This window comes from Streptococcus dentasini, from assembly GCF_053206945.1.
The window spans coordinates 1-20,386 of sequence record NZ_JBRUHS010000011.1 but is presented as its reverse complement, the minus strand read 5'-3'; the positions used below and the strand labels follow the sequence as shown (position 1 = coordinate 20,386).

Genomic DNA, 20,386 nt, shown 5'->3' with positions numbered 1-20,386 from the left:
TCACGCTATTGCGTATTGGAAGCCAGATTGGCAATCAATTCTTCAAAGGAGCGTTCGTAAAGCTGAATATCACCAGCTCCCATAAAGACATAAACAGCATTATCATGATCAAGCAGCGGTGATACATTATCCACTGTCACAACTTTTGCAGGCTTTTGTAGCTTATCTGCTAAATCTTCAACCTTGACCTGACCTCTATCACGCTCGCGGGCTGAGCCGTAGATTTGAGCCAAGTAAACACTATCTGCCTCATTCAGCGCTTCTGCAAATTCATCCAAAAGAGCAATCGTCCGTGTAAACGTATGGGGTTGAAAAATCGCTACAATCTCCCGCGATGGGTATTTCTGTCGGGCTGCATCCAGAGTGGCAATAATTTCTGTCGGATGGTGAGCAAAGTCATCAATAATGATAGTATCGTTGACAAGTTTTTCCGTAAACCGACGCTTAACACCAGCAAAGGTCTTAAGGTTCTGAGCGACCAAATCCATATTAAAACCAGCAACATAGAGATTAGCAATAACAGCTGTCGCATTCAAAATATTATGTCGGCCATAAGCTGGTACATGAAAAGTTCCTAGATCCTGTCCCTTATGCTTAACCTTAAAGTCAGAACCGTTAGTTGTACGGACAATATTATAAGCTATGAAATCATCAGATTCTTCAAAGCCATAATAATAAATCGGAGCCTGAGCCGTAATCTTGCGCAGATAAGGATCTTCACCATAGACAAACAGCCCCTTTTGTACCTGCTTGGCATAGTCATTAAAGGCATTGAAGACATCATCAATGGAAGTGAAGTAATCAGGATGATCGAAATCAATATTCGTAATAATGGAATAGACAGGGTGGTAGGGCATGAAATGGCGCTCATACTCATCAGATTCAAAAACAAAGTATTGACTGTTAGCTGAACCGCGACCGGTCCCGTCACCAATTAAGAAAGAGGTATCCGTAATATTGCGTAACACATGTGCTAAAAGCCCCGTCGTTGAAGTTTTGCCATGAGCCCCAGCTACACCCAAGCTAGTAAACTGTTCCATGAAATCACCTAAGAATTCATGGTAGCGCTTGAAGGTAAAACCGTGCTGCACAGCATAAGCTACCTCAATGTTATTATCTTGACGAAAAGCATTGCCGGCAATCAGTTCAACATCAGCCGTAATATTGCTTTCATCAAAGGGAAGAATCGTAATCCCAGCTTGTTCAAGTCCACGTTGGGTAAAATAATATTTTTCAACATCAGACCCCTGAACCTTGTACCCCATTTGGTGCAACATCAGAGCCAGGGCACTCATCCCTGAGCCTTTGATTCCGATAAAATGATAGGTTTTAGACATGTGTTTCCATTTCTCCTATTCGCCATCTAACATTAGATTTAACTCTTTGGCAATCTGATGCGTACGACGCTGTCTGGTTTCTTCTTGATTGTAAATTTGGCTCCGCTTGAGGAAGTCGTAATTGTTTTTCTTGGCCTGCCTATTTGAAGGATTTTTAGGTTTCTGGTAGGTCTTAGGCAACTCAGCTAAAATATAGTGATCCTGATGTAGATTATGGCTGAACCGCGCTAGCTCATTGACCGGCGATTCTTTACTAGTATCTGCCGTCTTACCATTAAAGAAAATAGTAGGTTTAGAGGCTGGTGCTTTATCAGTAAACTCGCGACGCTGGAAATTGGGTTTGGCAGGGATTTTAGACTCCTGAGCAATATAGGTCTGGCGCTTACGCTTCAAATCCTGTCTAGCTTCTTCACGCGCCAGCTCAGCATAAGACTTGGCCTTTTCCCTTTCAGCAACGCGCCCTTGAGCGTAGGCTCGACCTGCCGAACTGGCAGACTGTTCTCCCATCACATAATTATCGCTGTAAGACTTATCATGATAGTCCCCGTGAATATTATTAATTAAATCTTCATTATCATAGAGCTGCATCTGAGGAGCTGTCGCAATAACCAACTCATCATCTGCTACTAATGGAAACTGATCCTTTTTTCTAACCATAGATCTCTCTCCTTTTTAAGATACTCAGGGCCATGCTATAACTCTCTGAACTATAGCAACCGGCGGTTAAACCTTGCACAGCAAGTACCAGTGAAATCCGATTGAAAAATAGAAAACTTGACAAAGATGTTGACCTCTAAAAACGGTTATACTCCAGAATAGTCAAAGCTTAAACAACTTCGCTGCTTTTTCTATACAAATCGCATTTTCGACCCTTAAGTAGGGCTCTAACATTACTATTATACCCTAAATGATGGACTTGTCAAAAAGATATCAGCTTTTTACGCCCAAAATTTCTTTGATATCTTCGATTGTCATATTAGCACGACTCTCATTACCGTCAAGGACCGTAGTAACCAAGTTCTTCTTAGAATCCTGCATTTCTAAGATTTTTTCTTCAATAGTTCCCCTCGTAATCAGTCGATAAACTTCAACATTCTGCTGCTGACCGATGCGGTGGGCACGGCTGATAGCCTGCATTTCCACTGCTGGATTCCACCAGAGATCAATTAAAATAACTGTATCAGCCCCCGTTAGGTTAAGACCAACCCCACCAGCTTTGAGAGAAACGAGAAAAATATCCCTGCTGCCATTATTGAAGGCCTTGGTCATTTCCTGCCGCTGCTCAGCCGGTGTAGAGCCGGTTATTTTATAGGTGGTCAAACCGAGTTCATGAGCTTCCTGCTCTGCTATCTCTAACATATCTCTAAACTGCGAGAAAATTAGGGTGCGATGTCCACTGTCTTGAATCTGGCTGAGAAGTTGACGTAGACTGTCAATCTTGCCGCTTTCTCCATCGTAATTCATAAAGAGAGCCGGTGTATCACAGATTTGGCGCAATCGTGTAATCCCCGCTAGAATTTGGATCTTCTGACGATTAAGTTCAGCATCGGAAGCCTGACTAACACTATCTTGCATCTGCCTCAACTGGGCCAGATAGATAGCTTTTTGCTTATCATCTAATTCATTATAATAGGTCGTTTCAGTCAGTTCAGGTAATTCTGGCAGAACCTCTTCTTTTTTGCGCCTCATGATAAATGGCTTGATATAACGAGCTACTTCCGCAGCTTCTAGTTTAAGAAAGGCTTTTTTTGGTGGCAGAAGCCCTGGTAGCACAATTTGAAAGATTGACCAAATCTCTAGAAGCTTATTCTCAATCGGCGTACCAGAGAGTGCAAAACAATGATCAACCTCAAAGGCTCTCAATGATTGAGCTATCTTGGTTTGAGTATTTTTCATTACCTGAGCTTCATCCAAAATTAAATAGTCATAGTGCTGCGTCTGATATTGATCAAAATCCTGACGAAAAGAGGCATAACTGGTAATCATAATCTGGTGCCCCGACTCAATGATAGACAACCTTTCTTGTTTTAAACCGTAAGAAACAGTTACATCAAGTTCGGGAGCAAATTTAGTGAATTCATCCTTCCAATTATAGATTAAGCTGGAAGGTGATAAAATAAGGACTCGAGAACTTTCCTGCAATCTGGAAGTCAAAAAAGCAATTGTCTGCAGGGTCTTACCCAATCCCATATCATCAGCTAAAATGCCACCAAATCCATAATAATCCAGCATAGACAGCCACTTAACACCCGTCAGCTGATAATCCCGCAACTGGGCCTGAACAGATATCTGAGTAGTTTTAAATTCCTGAGGGTGAGTCAAATCATAGGCTAACTGCTGGAAATCAGCTGAAAAATCTACCCGTTTGGAATCCTGATAGAGCTGGGAAATTTGAAAAGCAGCCAAATTACTCAGTTTGAGACGGCCATCCTGCTGCGGTTGAGCCTGCAGAGATTTTAGAGTACGACTAATCTTCTGGGTTTCCTCATCAAAGACAACTAACCGCCCCTGATCATTGACATAATAAGGTTCATTTTTAAATAAAGCTTGAAGGGCTTGATTAATATCTCCCTCGTAGATAGAAGAAAAGTCAAAAGATACATCAAGCAATCCCTGCTGGGCTGATATTTTGACCTGTGGGCTTTCATAATAGCGAAGGGCATCTAAAGTCTCACTTAAGTGAACCTGACCCAAGTTCTGCAAACGAGGGATCGTACGAGTAAAGAAATTATAAAGCTCCTCACCATAAAGTGGCAGATGACGGGCAGTGAACTGCCCCATAAAGCCCTCTGCTGCCAACACCCGATTGATCTGTTCTTCGCGCTTAAAGTTACTGCTAAAGGGTAATTCATTCAAACCGTCCCGGCTTCTTACCTTAACGCCATCGTAATCATACGTTACTTTGAGCAAAATCTCTTGGTTGTCAGCCAAATCCAAGTCAAAACTAGGCTTAAAATCCCTGATAGCAAAAGATCTAGGCGCATCAATACGACCTATCTCTGCAAAATCCAAAAGACTGGCAGCCAATTTCCCCTGGTCGTCCAAATCAAAGTGGACATGCTTACTCAAGTCTTCTTCAATAGCTAATCCCTTGATAGCCTTGACTAGCTTACGCTGCTTTGCAGTAAGGTGATAAAAGGTCTGACGGTAGAGCACATAAGCGTGATCAAAGAAAGATTGACTGGTTTTTTCTGAAATAATCAGCTCCAAAGATAACTGATGGACAAGAACTTTGAAGGTATATAAGCTGTCTTCCCCTGTCAACTCCTTAAAATAAACTTCTCGGTAATCATGATGATTGAGACTGATCTGAAAATCGTAGAGATCCTGCATCAGATGGATCCCCTCTTCAAAAAAGCCATGCGGTAAGCTCAAATGCCGGGCACGGTTAGGCAAAAGATAATCTAGGTGATTGGGATCATCATCAGGAATCAGACGCCAGAGGAAATCAATAAATTCTCGACTAGCTTCATCAAATTGAATATAAGAAATCGGCTCAAAATAATTCTTACCTATTTGATAAGAATCCTCACGCCTTAGAACCTTTAAAAAGGTACTAATATCCCGAATAATATAGCGGCGATCGTCTGGCAGGCGATTAATATAAAGTGTCCACCAGATAGCCGAGGAATAGGAATCTTGCTCTCCAGTAACCGACAAACGATATTTGAGACTATCATCCTCATTAACAGCTAAGCCATCTAAAAAGATGCTACCGAAAGAAAAAAGCTTCTCTTGATGCTGTTGGTAAACGTCATCATTAACCAACTGTTCAACCAATTCTTTACCAATCTCATCGTTTTTTAAATAATATTCAATAGCAGCTAGATGGGGGCAGTAATTCTTTTGCGCAAACATCAAACACTCGCAGCTTACTTTATCGTCATCAAAGGAAAAAGAAAGGGCCACTCCATCTACTTCTGCTTTAATAATCTTATCAACCGTGGATAATATTTTGATTTTGCCTGCTTCAGATAGGACGATTCCTTCATTGCGGATACGTCCCGGAATCAATCTTGCCATACCAAACATTAGTCCAATCTAATTTTACTTATCTTGTCATTATAGCAGATTATACAAACTATTTCACAAAAATAGTGCCATAAAGTTCTTTTATGTTATACTGGTAACACATAAAACCTAGGCTGCAAACCAGCAAGCAAGTCAGCATTTGAACTCTATAGTTAAGTCCTAAGGGCTATTTCCCAACTTTCTTTGAATCACCTACAGCTTAGTATTTTGAGATAAGGAGAATCTCTGCTATGTCACCGACTATTCGTCTTGCTACGCAAGAAGATTTACCCGATTTGTTAAAAATTTATAAACCTTATGTTGAAGAGACAGCTATCAGCTTTGAATACAATTGCCCCTCCCTTGAAGACTTCACTCAGCGTTGGCAAAGTATTAGCCAAATCTATCCCTACTTCGTTGCTGAAAACAAGAAGCAGATCCTAGGCTATGCTTACGCCTCAGCTTTCCATCCCAGAGAAGCTTACCAGTGGTTGGCTGAGGTCACTATCTATCTGGCTCCCAACGCTAAGGGAATGGGGTTAGGCCGCCTCTTTTATGAGCAACTAGAATCCTGCTTGAAAGCCCAAGGAATCCTGACAGCTTTGGCCTGTATTGCGACAACAGCCAAAGCAGATAGCCGCCTGACGAACAATAGTCAGGAATTCCATCAGCATCTAGGATATCAGGTTGTAGGACACTTCAAACAAGCCGGCTATAAATTTGGTCGCTGGTATGATATGAAATGGCTGGAAAAATCTCTTGCTACCACCCCCAGTCAACCCCAGCCTATTATCCCCTTTTCAGAAACTTCTCTCTATCAAGAGTATAAAAGCTAGAATAAAATAGAGAATGAGACAGAAATCAGTAAATCGTGGTAAAATCACGATTTTGATTTTCCTTGCTCTCTTATTTTAAGGCTCAGGCCTCTGCCACTTTCCTGTTTTTAGGTGGCAGGCTTTGGCAGTCTATCTTCAGGCTGCCAAACTCTACTGGAGCATTTTGACACTTGCTTTACAATCTATCTTCTCAATTAAAAAGGTCTAATAGACCTTTTTAACCCACCTCCGCAAAGTTGATTAGGTTGGCCGATATCGCTTGGGTAGCAAGGGATAAGGTATCCAACCAGCAGTGGTTCATTGGTACTAAAGCACCTAATGAACTGTGCAGGGGTAAGACTTCTTGGCAGAGCCAACCAGTTTTTCTCCCAACCACTGCGCCTAGCAAATAAAATTGACCAAATAAACAAGGCTGAGAACTTTTGTCTCAACCTCTTTTTGCTATAAATAGCCATTAAAGTTGCTAAACAAAGAGACAAACTAGGCTTTCTTCTACAGATATTGAACCTGCTTTAATGGAACAAGACATCCACTGCTTAGTCTCATGTGTAAATCCAAACGGGTATATAGCTACTTTATCTAAACCTACTTGCGTTTTCTAACAATTAAATGAATTGGTGTTCCTTCAAAAATGAAGGCTTCGCGAATTTGATTTTCCAAAAAGCGCAGATAAGAGAAATGCATCAACTCTTCTTCGTTAACAAAGATAACAAAAGTCGGCGGTTTGACCGAAACTTGGGTCGCATAGAAGATTTTTAAGCGTTTCCCCTTATCAGTCGGTGTTGGGTTAATAGCGACCGCATCCATAATGACATCATTAAGCACAGCAGATGGAATCCGTCTATTCTGGCTCTGACTAATGCGTTTAATCAGCTCAGGTAGCTTATGCAACCGCTGCTTAGTCTCCGCAGATACAAAGACTATTGGAGCATAAGCCAAAAATTGGAAGTTCTTTCTGATATCCATTTCCCACTGACTTACGGTGTAATTATCTTTCTCAATGGCATCCCATTTATTGACCACAATAATAATCCCTTTGCCAGCCTCGTGAGCAAAACCAGCAATTCGCTTGTCGTACTCTCGAATACCTTCTTCGGCGTTGATAACAACCAGTACAACATCTGAGCGGTCAATAGCCCGCATCGAGCGCATTACTGAGTACTTCTCAGTGTTTTCGTAGACTTTGCCAGATTTACGCATACCAGCAGTGTCGATCATAGTATACTCTTGACCTTCACTGTCTTTAAAGTCAGTATCTATGGCATCACGAGTCGTTCCAGCAAGGGGGCTAGCAATCACGCGCTCCTCACCCAATATGGCATTGATGAGGCTGGATTTGCCAACATTAGGACGTCCAATTAAACTGAACCTGATAATGTTAGGATCATCATCTTCTTTCTCAGCGGGAAGTTTTTCTACAATAGCATCTAAAATATCCCCCGTGCCGATGCCGTGAACTGAAGAAAGAGGATAGGGATCTCCCAACCCTAAGGTATAAAAATCATAAATATCGTTACGCATTTCTGGGTTGTCTACCTTATTGACAGCCAGAATAACAGGCTTATGTGTCCGGTAGAGAATCTTAGCAACATATTCATCAGCGTCCGTCACGCCTTCCTTGCCTGAGACAACAAAGACAATAACATCGCTTTCCGTCATAGCAATATCAGCCTGATGTTTAATCTGCTCCATAAAAGGGGCATCAACATCATCAATCCCCCCCGTGTCAATAATGCTGAACTGACGATTCAGCCACTCAGCCTTAGTATAAATCCGATCCCGAGTAACCCCTTCAACATCCTCAACAATTGAAATGCGCTCACCCGCAATCCGATTAAAAAGGGTTGATTTCCCGACATTGGGACGTCCTACAATAGCCACAGTTGGTAAGGCCATTCCTTAAGTTCCTTTCTATACTCACTGCTTTCCCTGCAGTTCTATCTGCGATTTTCCCCTAGGAGATGAACAGCCTTAGCCAGATAGCGTACACGCTCCAGTACACGCTTAGCCTGCCAAGTCTCATCAGCTCCCTTGATATTACCAAACTTAGCCTCTAAATTAGCTAAGCTGTAATTAGAGGTGAAAAAGGTTGGTAGTTCTTCCAGCATACGGTGTTGTAAAATGACCTGCAAGATCTCATCGCGTACCCAAGATGTCGTCTGCTCTGCTCCAATATCATCTAGAATCAAAACGGGAACCGATTTAACGGCATCGATCTCTTCCTTGACATTGCCACTATTAATAGCATTTTTTATATCAATAACAAAGCTAGGGTAATGAAGCATCGTTGTCTCAACAGACTTTTTTTCAGACAATTCATGCGCCATGGCCGCCAGCATAAAGGACTTACCGATTCCCATATCCCCGTACAGATAGAGGCCTTTTTGACCAGGAGCCGGATAACTGTCTACAAAGCTAACCAAATATTTAAAGACATCCGCACGAGAGCCAGTAAGATCGACATCCTCAAAAGTAATATGTTTATAAGATCTCGGTAAACTAACTACATGAATACGATCAGCAATGGCTTTTTGCGCCTGCGCTTGCTTGAGGGCCTGTGTTTCTTTATAAGAGACATCTGCATAACCCTCATTCATCACAAGAATAGGTTCATACCCCTTAGCCCTATACCTATCATCGGCTGTCTGATACTTGCGACGTTCACCTAAAAACTGATTAAATTTGGGCAGGCTCCGCTTGATCTCATCAGATGTCAACTGATGTTCTTGAATAAAATCTGCGATTGCTTGATCAGCCATAATCTGGTTAGTCAGAGCCTCTAGATCAACACGCTCATGAGCAGTCTTTTTTGCCAAGGTCTCCCCTATACTTTCCATCTACTCACCACCCTTTCCAAGTTTCGCTAACATTTGACGTTTCATCTCATCAAGCTTCTGCTGTTCCTCAGGTGTCGTCTGCTCTTTGTAATTTGGATTACTCCAGTCGGGCACACTGGAAACAGTTTGCTTGGATTTTTGATTTCTTGCTCGACCGTGCTGACGCAGGGCTTCAAAAGCAGCTTCAGCTGTCGTAGCCTTTTTTGATGACACGACATTTGCCAGACTCATCATAGCATTTCTAGCCAAAGTAGCAGAACTGTGTCGCTTAAAATAATAGACTATCATGACATTAATAACTTCATCAAGAAAGTCCATCTCAACCAAGTCTGACAAAATCTTCTTTTCCTTATCAGTCGTTGTTACAGCACCCAAGCCAACTTTAATCTTGGCTAAAAAATTCTCAGGTACTGAGGATTTAGCCTCTCTGATGATAATTTCCTCTTCGCGGCTGAGTTCAGTGGCTTTGTTGGACTTAGGCTGATGGAGTTTGGCTGCGATGCGCTTAGGTAAAATTTTATGGTGACTGGCAGTCTCCTTCGCCAACTGATAAACATCAAACCAAGTAAGGCTGAATTTTTCAGCAAGATTATTCAGTGCGATAACATCCTCTTTTTCCTTGCTAAAATGCAGACCATCAATAGTCATTCTTTGTTTAAAACTATCCAAGTCAAAATAGGTTTTGGATCTCATAGGCTGCACATCAATCTCACCCGTATCTGAAAAAACCTCTGAAAATTTTTTGGAAAGGTTGCGTACCCGACCTAAATCGGATTTTTCCAAATCTGCCACAGCAACATCACCAATATGTCTCTCCAGCAAACGCCTATAAACAGCATGAGAGAGGAAATGTTCTGGTGTCAAAGGCTCCCTAAGTTCGATAATATATTTATCCAACTCCTGATAAAATGCCACCAGATCCATCCCAGTCAGAACAGCAAGAGAATTTTCAAAACGCGGCAGATCAAAGAGTGTGTGATTTAAAATTTCAGCAATCTTATGCAACTGTTGACCGTTATCATAAAAGCTAGTCAGATACTGATAAACCACCACAGCATCACTGCCTATAATCGGTAAATAGAGCCGAATCAGATTAGTCATATCTCTGCTGACCTGATTATTTTTCACAAAAGAAAAATTATCAATCGGTTTCATCTTGTTCCTTATTTTTCTTGTTTTTACTGTGGACACGATTGGTTATCTGCTGCAAGAGATCCTCAATTTCATCCACATCCTTAAAACTGCGGTAGACACTGGCAAAGCGGACGTAGGTGATCTCATCTAAGTCCGCTAGTTCATCCATTACGAGATTGCCGATGACTTCGCTGGTAACTTCGCTGTCGTATTCTCCACGAATCTTTTGTTCAATACGGCTGATTACACTTTCAATATCACTACTGGAGACAGGCCTCTTTTGAGCACTCTGGATAATGCCATTGAGAATTTTATCACGAGAGAACTGCTCCCGCGTACCATCCTTCTTAACAACCAAGAGGGGGACTTCTTCGATGCGCTCAAAGGTTGTAAAACGCGCGCCACAGTTATCACATTCACGGCGGCGGCGGATGGTATTGCCATCTTCAGCCTGACGGCTGTCAATAACGCTGGATTTATTACGATTACATCTTGGACAACGCATGCAAACACCCCAATTCTATCATTCTTTAGTAATACTTTATTTTATCATATTTTTAAGTATAAAAAAAGGATTGACCCTCCCTGTCAAATCCAGTCATCTCTTATCTATTGCCACTCTATCTCATCAGACTATTGCCCAATTAACTACGGATTACATACCCCATCCCTCGCACTGTCTGGATGTATGAGTCATTGCCAGGAATATCAATTTTACCACGAAGGTAACGAATATAGACATCAACGACATTGGTTTCAACCGCACCGTTACTGTAGCTCCAAACATAGTCCAGCAGTTCTTCACGTGTCATCACTGTATTGATATGCCTAAGCAGGGTCGATAATAAGGCAAATTCACGATTGGTCAAAGCAATACTCTCCCCCTTACGTATCACTGACCGATTGGCTTCATCTAATATCAAATCATGGTAAGGAGCCTTTTGGCGATAAATTCTTGTTTTTCCGCGGGCAAAGGCTTCTTCTGCCTTTTCCAGTAATTCTTCAACAGCAAAAGGCTTAATCATATACTCATCCGCTAGTTCATCAGTCTTTGATTGGATGCTGGCAATTGCTTCTCGATCGACCATCATCACAATCGGCATGGACTTCTCTCGTCTAATCTGATGCATCAAATCTAAACCATCCTTATCAGGCAGCTTGAGATCAATAAAAATTAGTTCAAAATCCCTTTCCAGAGCCATCGTCAATCCTGATTTTCCATCTTGACTGACTGTGACTTGATATCCCTTTTCTTGTAACCTTAGAGATACTAAACGTGACAAGCTTTTCTCATCTTCAATAATTAGGATTCGTTTAGCCATACTCTTACCTCCATTCGTTTGTCTATCTCTATTTCCGTAAAACAGTGATAGACCCTCCTCTTTCTTTTTACCTATTCACCTTCTTCAGGTTTACTCCGAATCAAATAAGCCTTCCAAGGCAGCAAAGGGACTCTTAGCTGCTTTCTTTTCGTCCTGCAAAGTCTGGTACTGTGATTCCGTCAATACAGACCAATCCTGCCCCGATGGCAGAACATCGCTTTCTGTTTCTTCTGGTGTTAAGACCTTGAGCGGAATGTTGAGCAAAATATTATCAACAACACTCTCCTTGAGATCAATCTGATCATCCTCTAAGATTAAAACCAAATCATCCTCAACTAATTCTTTTTGGATCTCAGCTTCTGCTGCTTCTACAAAGACTTCTGATACAAAAATATTTTGATCCAAATAAACTGGCTCCATCGATCGGCTTGACGGAAGAACCAATTGATAAGTTAAATCATAATTCAGTAAAAAGAGGCCTTCATCATAGCCAACTAATCCCTTGGCTTTAACGTCTGTGACATCTATAATTTCTGAATTGCGCTCCAATAGCATAGGCTTGATATCCAGTTTTTGATCAAATCGAAGACCATCCGGATTTTTTTTTAATTCTGCAATATTAAACATAAATTCTCCCAATCGATGAACATAAACATAGGCCTTTCCTAGAAAGTACGACCTACGTATGATATTAGTAATTTTTCCTAATCAAGTCGTTAAGTTGCCTACTCAAAGAAAATCAATACAAACTAAAAGCCCTGAAAGGTTCAACTGGCTAATAATAAGAGATGAGACTTATTATTGATAAGTCTCAGAACATAATCCAGTGAACGCTCAGCTATTCTAGATGGGAAAAATTCCATTTTTCATCTAAAAGATACAGCGCTTGCCGCAATAAAATACTATTTTGATTTTCAAGGAATATCACTCTCACAAAATTGATTGCTCTTAATATAGCAGAAATAGTTTGCAATTTCTTTACAAGAAAACAAAAATCGCCCAACGAGAGCGATAGTTTTGTCATATTTAAGTTAAGCTGCCTCTAGGCGGGCAATCCGCTCTTCAATTGGCGGATGGGTGAAAAATAGAGATTTAACCCCGCCTTTTTTCTTAGGATCATTGATATAAAGAGCCGCACTGGCATCATCAACTGGTTGTTGCATAGGCTGGGATTGATCTAATTTTTTGAGCGCACTAATCAGTCCCTGAGGATTTCGCGTCAGCTCTACTGAGCTGGCATCAGCCAAATATTCTCGCTGACGAGAAATAGCTAGCTGAACCAAGCTAGCAGCTAAAGGCGCCAAGATCAAGGCTATTAAAGAGAAAGCTAGCATAAGGACGCCGATACTGCCACCACCTTCACTATCGCTAGAGCGACGTCTGCTACCACCGCCCCACCACATCATACGACCACCGATACTGGAAATCAGAGTAATGGCACTGGCTAAAGCTACAGCGATAGTTGAAATACGAATATCGTAATTTCTAATATGGCTGATTTCATGGCCGATAACCCCTTCTAATTCTTCGCGATTCATAGCCGCTAAAATACCACTAGTTGCAGCAACTGCTGAATTTTCAGGTGAGGACCCAGTCGCAAAAGCATTGAGAGAGGGATCATCAATAACAAAGACACGAGGCATGGGAACTTGTGCTACCATAGCCATATCTTCTACAATATGATAATAGTCAGGATAGTCTCCAGCTGTAATTTCACGGGCATTGTTCATAGACATGACCACATTAGTTGACTGAAAAATCATTGACATAGCATAGATAGTTCCAATAATGAGGGCAATAATGAGACCTCCAAGCCAACTACCCAACCAGAGATAGCCGACAGCAGCTCCAATAATAGCCAATAGGCTAAAAAACAAGAGCAAAAGGAGAACCGTGCGTCGCTTGTTGGATGCAATTTGTTGATAGAGCATGAGTGTCTCCTATAAGTTGAAATCAACCTTGGGAACAGCCTTTTCCTCCTCAGCTGTTTCTAAAAATTGAGACGGTTTAAATCCAAAGATACCAGCAACTAAGCTACTTGGGAAGGTTTGCAGTTTTGTATTGTAATTGGCTGTTGTTGAGTTATAAAGCTGACGTGAGTAAGAAATTTTATTTTCTGTATTGGTTAGTTCCTCTTGCAGCTTTACAAAACTAGCATTGGCTTTCAAATCAGGATAATTTTCTGCTACTGCAAAGATTCCTGATACTTGTTTGGTCAAAGCATCACTAGCCTGCATCGCTTCTGCTGGATTCTTGGCCTGGGCTACCTGTGCCCGCAGTTCAGAAATTTTTGTTAGAGTTTTTTCTTCATAGGCAGTGTAGCCTTTAACAGTCTCAATCAGATTAGGAATAAGATCATTACGACGTTTCAGCTGAACATCGATCTGACTCCAAGATTCCTGCGTCTGCATACGTGAACGTACCAAACCATTATAGCTGATTACAATAAAACCAATAACGACTATAATAACAACTGCTAATATTATCCACAACATAGTTCATCCTCCAAGTTAACAAAGGAAATCGGTAGAAGCCACGCTCATACCAACCTCAGTAAAATTAAAACCTGCCATTCTTTTATGTCACCTTTTTATTATAGCAGAAACCTTAGTAAAAAACAGCTCTTTCAATCGCTATCTTTTAAAAGAAAAAGAGAAGGAATGCCTTTGAGTGTGAGTTCCTAAACCGATAAACTGTCTAAGTGGATTGGATTAAATGGTAATTAAAAACAAAAAGACTCAGCATGAGATAAATCAACACTGAATCTTTTAAAATTTTTAACGCTAAACAAATCATGGTCTTCTTTTTCTAGCTAAGAAAGTAGCTAAAGTCAGGAAGAGATAGCCAACTACATAATATACCTCAATATCAGAAAAACCTGTTTTAGGTAGTGATGTTGGGTCTTCCTGAGCTTTCTTACTAGTCTGAGCCATTGGTTCTGCAGTTGCCTGAACGTAGACAGGCTTCGCAGTCACTCTGCCTTGGACAAAAGATTTCGTAGTTAGAATGTAAATATTCTGATTGTCAAATTGATTTGCATAGGGAGCAGCTGACGATATAAGTGAACTAGATACGTCAGAATCCATGTAAGTATAGCGATATTCCCCAAAACCTTCAGAAGCAGACGGTCCAATATAGGAAATCTCAGCATGGTCAGCTAGGTATTTTTGGGCATTTTCAGATGATAAAAAGCGAATATCTAAGCCCTTGATACTGTCTGTAAAGGACCAATTGCCATCGGCTGAAGGATTGATGGTTTTTTCAGATATTATATAGTCAATGATAGCCTGCCGGTTTTCCAGATTGAGCAGCCGTTTTTCAGCAGCATCTCTGACACCAGGGAAATTACCTGTTGCCCGATAGTTGTTGCTGATGACGATAAAGGTTTGATTGGGGTCAATTGGCTGTCCCTGATATTTAAGTTCGCGAACACGACTGGCAGTCGGATTAACCAATTTTCCTTCGTAGTCATACTTGTTGGGCTGCGTGATATCAAATTTGTAAGTCAGGCCATCAATCACATCAAAGTTATAAGAACGATAGTTACTGTTAATCAGCTGCTGAGGTTTGCTGCTGTTAGGATCGATCTGGTTAAATTGTCCAGCAGACATTTCCAGCCATTCCTTGATTTGAGCACCCGTAAGTTTAATGATAGCAGTGACATTGTCATAGAGATAAAGATCGGCAACATTTTTAATAGCCAATGCTCCGGCAGGAATGTCTGTGTAGTAAGTGGCATCGCCGCGCGTACCCGCTTTAAACGGTGCGGCAGCAGAAAGAATTGGCAAATTGGCATCAGCTGTACCAGCCAATTGTTTTTTACCATACCAGAGTTGGGCATTGTTTACAATTTGAATGGACGGATCATCCAGCACTTGAGCAAAGTAACTGTTAATCGGTGCTGTTGTTTGGCCAACCTTTTGGCGAACATAATCTATCGTACCTTGGTGCTCTTCTTTGACCATATCAATCAGCTCTTGGTCAGCTACAGGAGAAGTCGTATCAATTTTACGGAGTTTAGACTTGCTGTTGGTTACCTGCCACTTACCCTCTTTATAGGTCAAAGTCAAATCCATAATACCAAGATGATCACCAAACTTTCCAGCCATAACAACCGGCTTGCCATTGATGAGACCGTTGATATCATCGACACCTTTGTATTTGGCGTAAAAGCTTGTACCGTCACCATTAGGAAAATCAGCATGTGAATGTCCCGTAGCAACAGCATCAACCCCATCAATGCCAGCTAGGAAATAGCCCTCATTTTCTTCGCCGACTTCATAGTTATCATCACCGATACCCGAATGAGCTAGAACCAAAACGATGTCAGCACCAGCTTCTTTCATGCTTGGAACGATAGCTTTTACTGCTTCAACAGGATCATCAACGATAACCTTGCCTTCAAGATTGGCCTTATCCCAAACTAGAATTTGTCTTGGCAGAACGCCTGTAATGCCGACCTTGACAGTTGTTTGTCTACCCTTTGTATCAGTGAAAACTTTGTTGAGAATGATATAGGGCTGATAATAATACTGATTTGTATGAGCATCGCGGACATTGGCATTGACAATAGGAACGTCTGATGTATTAACCATACGGTTGAGAAAATCAAGTCCGTAATTAAATTCATGATTGCCCAAAGTTTCAGCATCATAGCCTAATTTTTCAAAGGCCTTGTACATGGGGTGGGTCTGCCCTTCCTCAACAGGATTAATAAGAGCCTTATAGGTACCAAATGGAGTCCCTTGAATCGTATCTCCGCTGTCAACAAGGACAATGTTGCTATTTTCCTTACGCGCTTTTTCAATAAGCACAGCTGTTTTAGCAAGCCCGACAGTTTGGGAAGCCTTGTCTTGATAATAGTCGTAGTTGACTAGATTGGTATGGAGATCAGTTGTTGAGAGAATACGCATATCAACAGTCTGTCCTTCAACAGGCTCTGGTGTTTTCACAGTCTCTTTAGCTTGAGATGCTGTTGTAACTGGAGGAGCCATTTTAAACCCTGCAGTATCTGCTTCACTTGTTAACGTTTCCGAACTTTTTCCAGATGAAGGCACGGATTCAACAGATAAAGGTTGAGCACTTGTTTTGGCTTGTTCAGAAGTTGGCACAGCCGACTCAGCAGCCTGATTAGGAACCCCGCGGCCGTCTTCCTCAGCTATATTGCCACTTGCTGTTGAAGCTACCGCACCACTATTAGCCGAAGATAATTCATCTGCTTGAACAAGAAGGCCAGTACCACTGGCTGCCACAAAAAGAGATAGTACTAGCGCACTTTTTAAGAAATAATGTTTAGACATTGTCATCTCCTTTGAGAATAAAAGTAAAGATACACCTCTATTATACAAAAAGAAAGCCTTTTCAGTAAGGAGAAATTAAAAGGGTGTAGACAAAATTCAGAAATTAGAAGAAATTGATTGCCAGCAACTCTCTTATTTTCAGGTATTCGATCTCCTGGAATGGTCTGAACCCCAAAATATCAGCCCATCCTTTTGTTTTTAGAGAGCCATTACACCTCGAGCTATCGGAGTCCACACAGTTAGATGGATCGTATTTTTCGTTTTGTCCTTGTGATAAAAACGTACCTCAACCGTGCGGGGGATCGTTAAAGATCATTGATAAGAGCAGTGGAACTAGTCTCATTAGCAACCTTTGTTTTAAGAGTTTATCCAAAAAACATAAGGACTGAACCAGTTTTTGTCCAGACTTGCAAAAGCATTGAAAAAAAGAAAATTTCTCCACCAATAATTCCTTATTTTTACCTATAATCTAAAACATGGTAGAATAGAGCTATTAAAATGGATAAAAGAAGGAAACTGATGACACCTCAAGAATTTTACGAGCAGCTGGCTGCAGCCGGCTATCCCCTGACAGAACAACAAAAACAGCAATTTGCGACCTACTTTGAACTCTTGATTGACTGGAATAACAAGATTAACCTAACAGCTATCACCGAAAAAAACGAGGTTTATCTAAAACACTTTTACGATTCCTTGGCTCCTGTTTTGCAAGGCATGGTCACTAATCGTCCCATACGACTTTTAGACATTGGAGCCGGCGCCGGCTTTCCCAGCCTGCCCATGAAAATTATCTGTCCAGAACTTCAGGTGACTATCATCGATTCCCTCAATAAGCGTATTAATTTTCTTGAGACCCTTGCTCAAAAACTCAACATAACTGGTGTTCATTTTTACCATGGAAGGGCTGAAGACTTTGGACAAGATAAGGCCTTCCGAGCACAGTTTGATCTAGTAACTGCCAGAGCTGTTGCCCGTTTGCAAATATTGACAGAGCTGACTGTCCCCTTTCTCAAGGTCAACGGTCATCTCATAGCTCTTAAAGCTGCTGCTGCTGACGAAGAACTCTTACAAGCCAAGCAAGCATTGATACTGCTCTTTGCTAAAGTTACTGATACCCAAACCTACCATCTGCCCAATGGAGATCCGCGAACCATTACTATTATCGAAAAGAAAAAGGAAACGCCAAATAAGTACCCTCGCAGGGCAGGCCTTCCAAATAAGAAACCGCTATAAAACAAATCTCATCAATCATGTTTAAACTTTTTAAAAATTTCTCAGTTGCTCAACGCATTAGCCTAAGCTTCATTTCCACTATTGTGATTGGAAGTCTAATCCTATCCCTGCCCGTCATGCAATACAGCTCTGCTCAAAACACAAGCTATCTTGATCATCTTTTTAATACTGTCTCTATGGTCTGTGTTACCGGTTTATCTGTCTTCCCCATGGGAGAAGTCTACAATGGTATAGGTCAAGTCGTTGCTATGTGCCTAATGCAAATTGGTGGACTTGGGCTTGTCAGTCTGATCGCTTTCAGTTACTACAGTATCAATCGTCGCATGTCGCTTAAACAACAGGAATTGCTTCAGTCTTCTATTGGCAATAATTCCAGCGCTGACCTCAAGCGCTACCTTTTTCGCATTTATAAGATAACACTGACTATAGAAAGTCTGACCGCTCTTATTTTAATGACAGACTTTATTCCTCGTTTTGGCTGGTTACACGGCATTTTCAACAGTCTCTTTCTTGCTGTGTCAGCTTTTTGCAATGCAGGCTTTGACAATCTTGGCGCAAACAGCCTGCTTCATTATCAGCTCAACTGGACTGTCAACCTAGCCACTGCTTTCGCCATCATATCAGGTGGCCTAGGTTTTCGCAACTGGATGGCTATTATCGACATGGTAAAATCATGGTTGAGTGAACGTCCTCGTCAGTTTCGTTTGGCAAGGCGAAGGCTCTCTGTTCAGACTCGGCTGGTCTTAGTCACAACTTCTACCATTCTCATTCTAGGAACTATATTGGCCTGGCTCCTAGAACTAAACAACCCCGCCACTATCGGTAACCTTAGCTTCTTCCAGCAAGGTCTCGTTAGCTTCTTTCAGACAGTCACTATGAGAACGGCAGGTTTTGCAACAATTGATTACACACAGGCCGGCAATTCCATCAACTTTATCTTCATGCTTCAAATGCTTATTGGAGGGGCACCAGGCGGGACCGCCGGAGGCCTGAAACTCATTGTCACTGCTATTACCTTCTTGATTTTCAGAGCTGAGCTGTCAGGACAAACTCAAGTCAGTGTCTACAATCGAACCCTTCCTATCCAGTTATTAAAGCAAACACTGACGATCTTAGTCTTTTTCTTTGTCATTCTAATGATAGGTTATGTTAGCCTGTTGGAGCTTGAACCTCATATATCCCCTTTCAAGCTTTTATTTGAGTCCTGCAGCGCTCTAGCGACTGTCGGTGTTTCTATGGACGTGACAAGCCACTTATCTACGGGGGGACGCTGGGTTATCATGGCACTGATGTTTTTTGGACGTGTCGGGCCAATCACAGTGCTCCTGAGCTTGCGACAAAAAAATAAACAAACCATTAACTACGCCCAAACGGATCTAACCTTGGGCTAATGAAAGGAATATTATGTCAGAAAAAATTGTTGGTATCTTGGGACTCGGTATTTTCGGGACTACCCTTGCCGAAGAACTCGCAAGGTTCGGTGAGGAGGTCATTGCCATCGACAATAACCCCGACCACATTCAAGCCATTGCTAATAAGGTCAACAAAGCTATTCTAGGAGATATTACCAATATTGATACCCTGCGTGACGCCGGTATTGACCAATGCCAACAAGTCGTCATTGCTACAGGTAATAGCCTAGACGCTTCTGTCTTAGCGCTGATGAATTGTAAGAAACTGGGTGTCCCTTCTATTGCTGCCAAGGCTCGTAATACGACCTTTGAAGAAGTACTTTATGAAATGGGGGCTAGTCGTGTTATCTCACCCGAACGAGAATCCGGCCACACCCTAGCCTCCACCATACTGCGGCATCGTATCCAAAATATCTTTCATTTGGAAGAAGGCATTGCTATCATAGAATTTCAACTCCCTGAAAGCTGGCGCAACAAAGAACTTTCTAAACTTAACTTGCGCAGTAAGTATGATATCAATGTCATCGGCTATCGCCCAAAAAAGAATGAAGAATTAAAAACCAATCTCCTAGCCGATACCATCTTTCCTGAAGATTCCTCCATTGTCGCCGTAGCCGGTTCCGATACCTTTGAAAAATACGACTATCTGAATGCTCTCAAATAGCCTTCGATACTCACCCGCTCGCATAAGGGCATGTATCACAACATCAAGGAGCATGAAACAGGCTGAAAATTAACATAATAAGGCTCTATAATTTCTGTAGTGGGCAGAATCCTCACTAGAAATTATAGAGCCTTTTGGCTATTAAAATATTCTTTAGAACTTACCAAAAATCAGTAAATCCGCTGTCAGAAAAACATCAGTAAAGGCCTCTTCTAATTACTAAAAAGTGGACCCGATATATATCACTCTAACTTACCATTTTTGACTGTAAAAAGTTACTGCCAAGGATTATAAAAGCGG

16 protein-coding genes are annotated in these 20,386 nt (G+C 41.5%); 4 read left to right on the top strand and 12 right to left on the bottom strand.

Translation table 11 applies throughout. The annotated features are described in order from the left end of the window. Positions 1-5: 5 nt before the first annotated feature. The 3 genes from murC to ACVR1G_RS08550 all read right to left on the bottom strand — a co-directional run bounded on the left by murC (position 6) and on the right by ACVR1G_RS08550 (position 5,360). Positions 6-1,337 carry a UDP-N-acetylmuramate--L-alanine ligase gene (gene murC / locus ACVR1G_RS08560; RefSeq protein WP_447452761.1) on the bottom strand — a complete coding sequence of 444 codons (1,332 nt, stop codon included), beginning with the start codon at positions 1,335-1,337 and terminating at the stop codon, positions 6-8. Positions 1,338-1,352: 15 nt separating this feature from the next. Further along, entirely contained in the window at positions 1,353-1,994 is a 642-nt protein-coding gene (zapJ, locus tag ACVR1G_RS08555; RefSeq protein ID WP_447452760.1) for a divisome accessory protein ZapJ, read from the bottom strand. A gap of 273 nt (positions 1,995-2,267) precedes the next feature. Beyond that, positions 2,268-5,360, bottom strand: coding sequence for a pilus expression-regulating Snf2 family helicase (locus ACVR1G_RS08550; protein WP_447452759.1), 3,093 nt, complete (start codon positions 5,358-5,360; stop codon positions 2,268-2,270). A gap of 239 nt (positions 5,361-5,599) precedes the next feature. Between ACVR1G_RS08550 and ACVR1G_RS08545 the strand changes: the two genes are divergently transcribed. Next, on the top strand, positions 5,600-6,184 hold the full coding sequence (locus tag ACVR1G_RS08545; protein WP_447452758.1) for a GNAT family N-acetyltransferase: 585 nt from the start codon (positions 5,600-5,602) through the stop codon (positions 6,182-6,184). 585 nt (positions 6,185-6,769) lie between these two features. Here ACVR1G_RS08545 and der read toward each other — a convergent pair. The 9 genes from der to ACVR1G_RS08500 form a co-directional block, all read right to left on the bottom strand. Beyond that, positions 6,770-8,080 carry a ribosome biogenesis GTPase Der gene (gene der, locus ACVR1G_RS08540; RefSeq protein WP_447452757.1) on the bottom strand — a complete coding sequence of 437 codons (1,311 nt, stop codon included), beginning with the start codon at positions 8,078-8,080 and terminating at the stop codon, positions 6,770-6,772. 41 nt (positions 8,081-8,121) lie between these two features. Beyond that, positions 8,122-9,021: a primosomal protein DnaI gene (gene dnaI, locus ACVR1G_RS08535; RefSeq protein WP_447452756.1), complete on the bottom strand. Its 900-nt coding sequence runs from the start codon at positions 9,019-9,021 to the stop codon at positions 8,122-8,124. Next, complete coding sequence (locus ACVR1G_RS08530) at positions 9,022-10,176, bottom strand: replication initiation and membrane attachment family protein (RefSeq protein WP_447452755.1); 1,155 nt, start codon at positions 10,174-10,176, stop codon at positions 9,022-9,024. Further along, entirely contained in the window at positions 10,163-10,660 is a 498-nt protein-coding gene (gene nrdR, locus ACVR1G_RS08525) for a transcriptional regulator NrdR (protein WP_447452754.1), read from the bottom strand. Before nrdR ends, ACVR1G_RS08530 begins: the two co-directional genes overlap by 14 nt. Before the next feature lie 139 nt (positions 10,661-10,799). Then, positions 10,800-11,477 (bottom strand): response regulator transcription factor, encoded by a 678-nt coding sequence (locus ACVR1G_RS08520; RefSeq protein WP_447452753.1) that lies wholly within the window; start codon positions 11,475-11,477, stop codon positions 10,800-10,802. A gap of 90 nt (positions 11,478-11,567) precedes the next feature. Beyond that, complete coding sequence (locus tag ACVR1G_RS08515) at positions 11,568-12,104, bottom strand: YceD family protein (RefSeq protein ID WP_447452752.1); 537 nt, start codon at positions 12,102-12,104, stop codon at positions 11,568-11,570. A gap of 404 nt (positions 12,105-12,508) precedes the next feature. Further along, complete coding sequence (htpX, locus tag ACVR1G_RS08510) at positions 12,509-13,408, bottom strand: zinc metalloprotease HtpX (protein ID WP_447452751.1); 900 nt, start codon at positions 13,406-13,408, stop codon at positions 12,509-12,511. Between the two features lie 9 nt (positions 13,409-13,417). After that, positions 13,418-13,972, bottom strand: a complete 555-nt coding sequence (locus tag ACVR1G_RS08505; protein ID WP_447452750.1) for a LemA family protein — start codon at positions 13,970-13,972, stop codon at positions 13,418-13,420. Positions 13,973-14,269: 297 nt separating this feature from the next. Continuing rightward, positions 14,270-16,777: a bifunctional 2',3'-cyclic-nucleotide 2'-phosphodiesterase/3'-nucleotidase gene (locus ACVR1G_RS08500; RefSeq protein ID WP_447452749.1), complete on the bottom strand. Its 2,508-nt coding sequence runs from the start codon at positions 16,775-16,777 to the stop codon at positions 14,270-14,272. Between the two features lie 519 nt (positions 16,778-17,296). Between ACVR1G_RS08500 and rsmG the strand changes: the two genes are divergently transcribed. Genes rsmG through ACVR1G_RS08485 form a run of 3 tightly spaced genes read left to right on the top strand, consistent with a single transcriptional unit; the run spans position 17,297 to position 20,086 of the window. Beyond that, on the top strand, positions 17,297-18,010 hold the full coding sequence (rsmG, locus tag ACVR1G_RS08495) for a 16S rRNA (guanine(527)-N(7))-methyltransferase RsmG (RefSeq protein ID WP_447452814.1): 714 nt from the start codon (positions 17,297-17,299) through the stop codon (positions 18,008-18,010). 17 nt (positions 18,011-18,027) lie between these two features. Beyond that, the gene (locus ACVR1G_RS08490; RefSeq protein ID WP_447452748.1) at positions 18,028-19,401 is read left to right on the top strand and encodes a TrkH family potassium uptake protein; all 1,374 of its coding nucleotides are present in this window, start codon (positions 18,028-18,030) and stop codon (positions 19,399-19,401) included. Positions 19,402-19,414: 13 nt separating this feature from the next. After that, positions 19,415-20,086, top strand: coding sequence for a potassium channel family protein (locus ACVR1G_RS08485; RefSeq protein WP_447452747.1), 672 nt, complete (start codon positions 19,415-19,417; stop codon positions 20,084-20,086). The last annotated feature ends 300 nt before the right edge of the window (positions 20,087-20,386 follow it).

Excerpts from the sequence above, each read along its gene's own strand:
- murC (WP_447452761.1), bottom strand. The coding sequence starts at position 1,337 with ATGTCTAAAACCTATCATTTTATCGGAATCAAAGGCTCAGGGATGAGT.
- zapJ (WP_447452760.1), bottom strand. The coding sequence starts at position 1,994 with ATGGTTAGAAAAAAGGATCAGTTTCCATTAGTAGCAGATGATGAGTTG.
- ACVR1G_RS08550 (WP_447452759.1), bottom strand. The coding sequence starts at position 5,360 with ATGGCAAGATTGATTCCGGGACGTATCCGCAATGAAGGAATCGTCCTA.
- ACVR1G_RS08545 (WP_447452758.1), top strand. The coding sequence starts at position 5,600 with ATGTCACCGACTATTCGTCTTGCTACGCAAGAAGATTTACCCGATTTG.
- der (WP_447452757.1), bottom strand. The coding sequence starts at position 8,080 with ATGGCCTTACCAACTGTGGCTATTGTAGGACGTCCCAATGTCGGGAAA.
- dnaI (WP_447452756.1), bottom strand. The coding sequence starts at position 9,021 with ATGGAAAGTATAGGGGAGACCTTGGCAAAAAAGACTGCTCATGAGCGT.
- ACVR1G_RS08530 (WP_447452755.1), bottom strand. The coding sequence starts at position 10,176 with ATGAAACCGATTGATAATTTTTCTTTTGTGAAAAATAATCAGGTCAGC.
- nrdR (WP_447452754.1), bottom strand. The coding sequence starts at position 10,660 with ATGCGTTGTCCAAGATGTAATCGTAATAAATCCAGCGTTATTGACAGC.
- ACVR1G_RS08520 (WP_447452753.1), bottom strand. The coding sequence starts at position 11,477 with ATGGCTAAACGAATCCTAATTATTGAAGATGAGAAAAGCTTGTCACGT.
- ACVR1G_RS08515 (WP_447452752.1), bottom strand. The coding sequence starts at position 12,104 with ATGTTTAATATTGCAGAATTAAAAAAAAATCCGGATGGTCTTCGATTT.
- htpX (WP_447452751.1), bottom strand. The coding sequence starts at position 13,408 with ATGCTCTATCAACAAATTGCATCCAACAAGCGACGCACGGTTCTCCTT.
- ACVR1G_RS08505 (WP_447452750.1), bottom strand. The coding sequence starts at position 13,972 with ATGTTGTGGATAATATTAGCAGTTGTTATTATAGTCGTTATTGGTTTT.
- ACVR1G_RS08500 (WP_447452749.1), bottom strand. The coding sequence starts at position 16,777 with ATGTCTAAACATTATTTCTTAAAAAGTGCGCTAGTACTATCTCTTTTT.
- rsmG (WP_447452814.1), top strand. The coding sequence starts at position 17,297 with ATGACACCTCAAGAATTTTACGAGCAGCTGGCTGCAGCCGGCTATCCC.
- ACVR1G_RS08490 (WP_447452748.1), top strand. The coding sequence starts at position 18,028 with ATGTTTAAACTTTTTAAAAATTTCTCAGTTGCTCAACGCATTAGCCTA.
- ACVR1G_RS08485 (WP_447452747.1), top strand. The coding sequence starts at position 19,415 with ATGTCAGAAAAAATTGTTGGTATCTTGGGACTCGGTATTTTCGGGACT.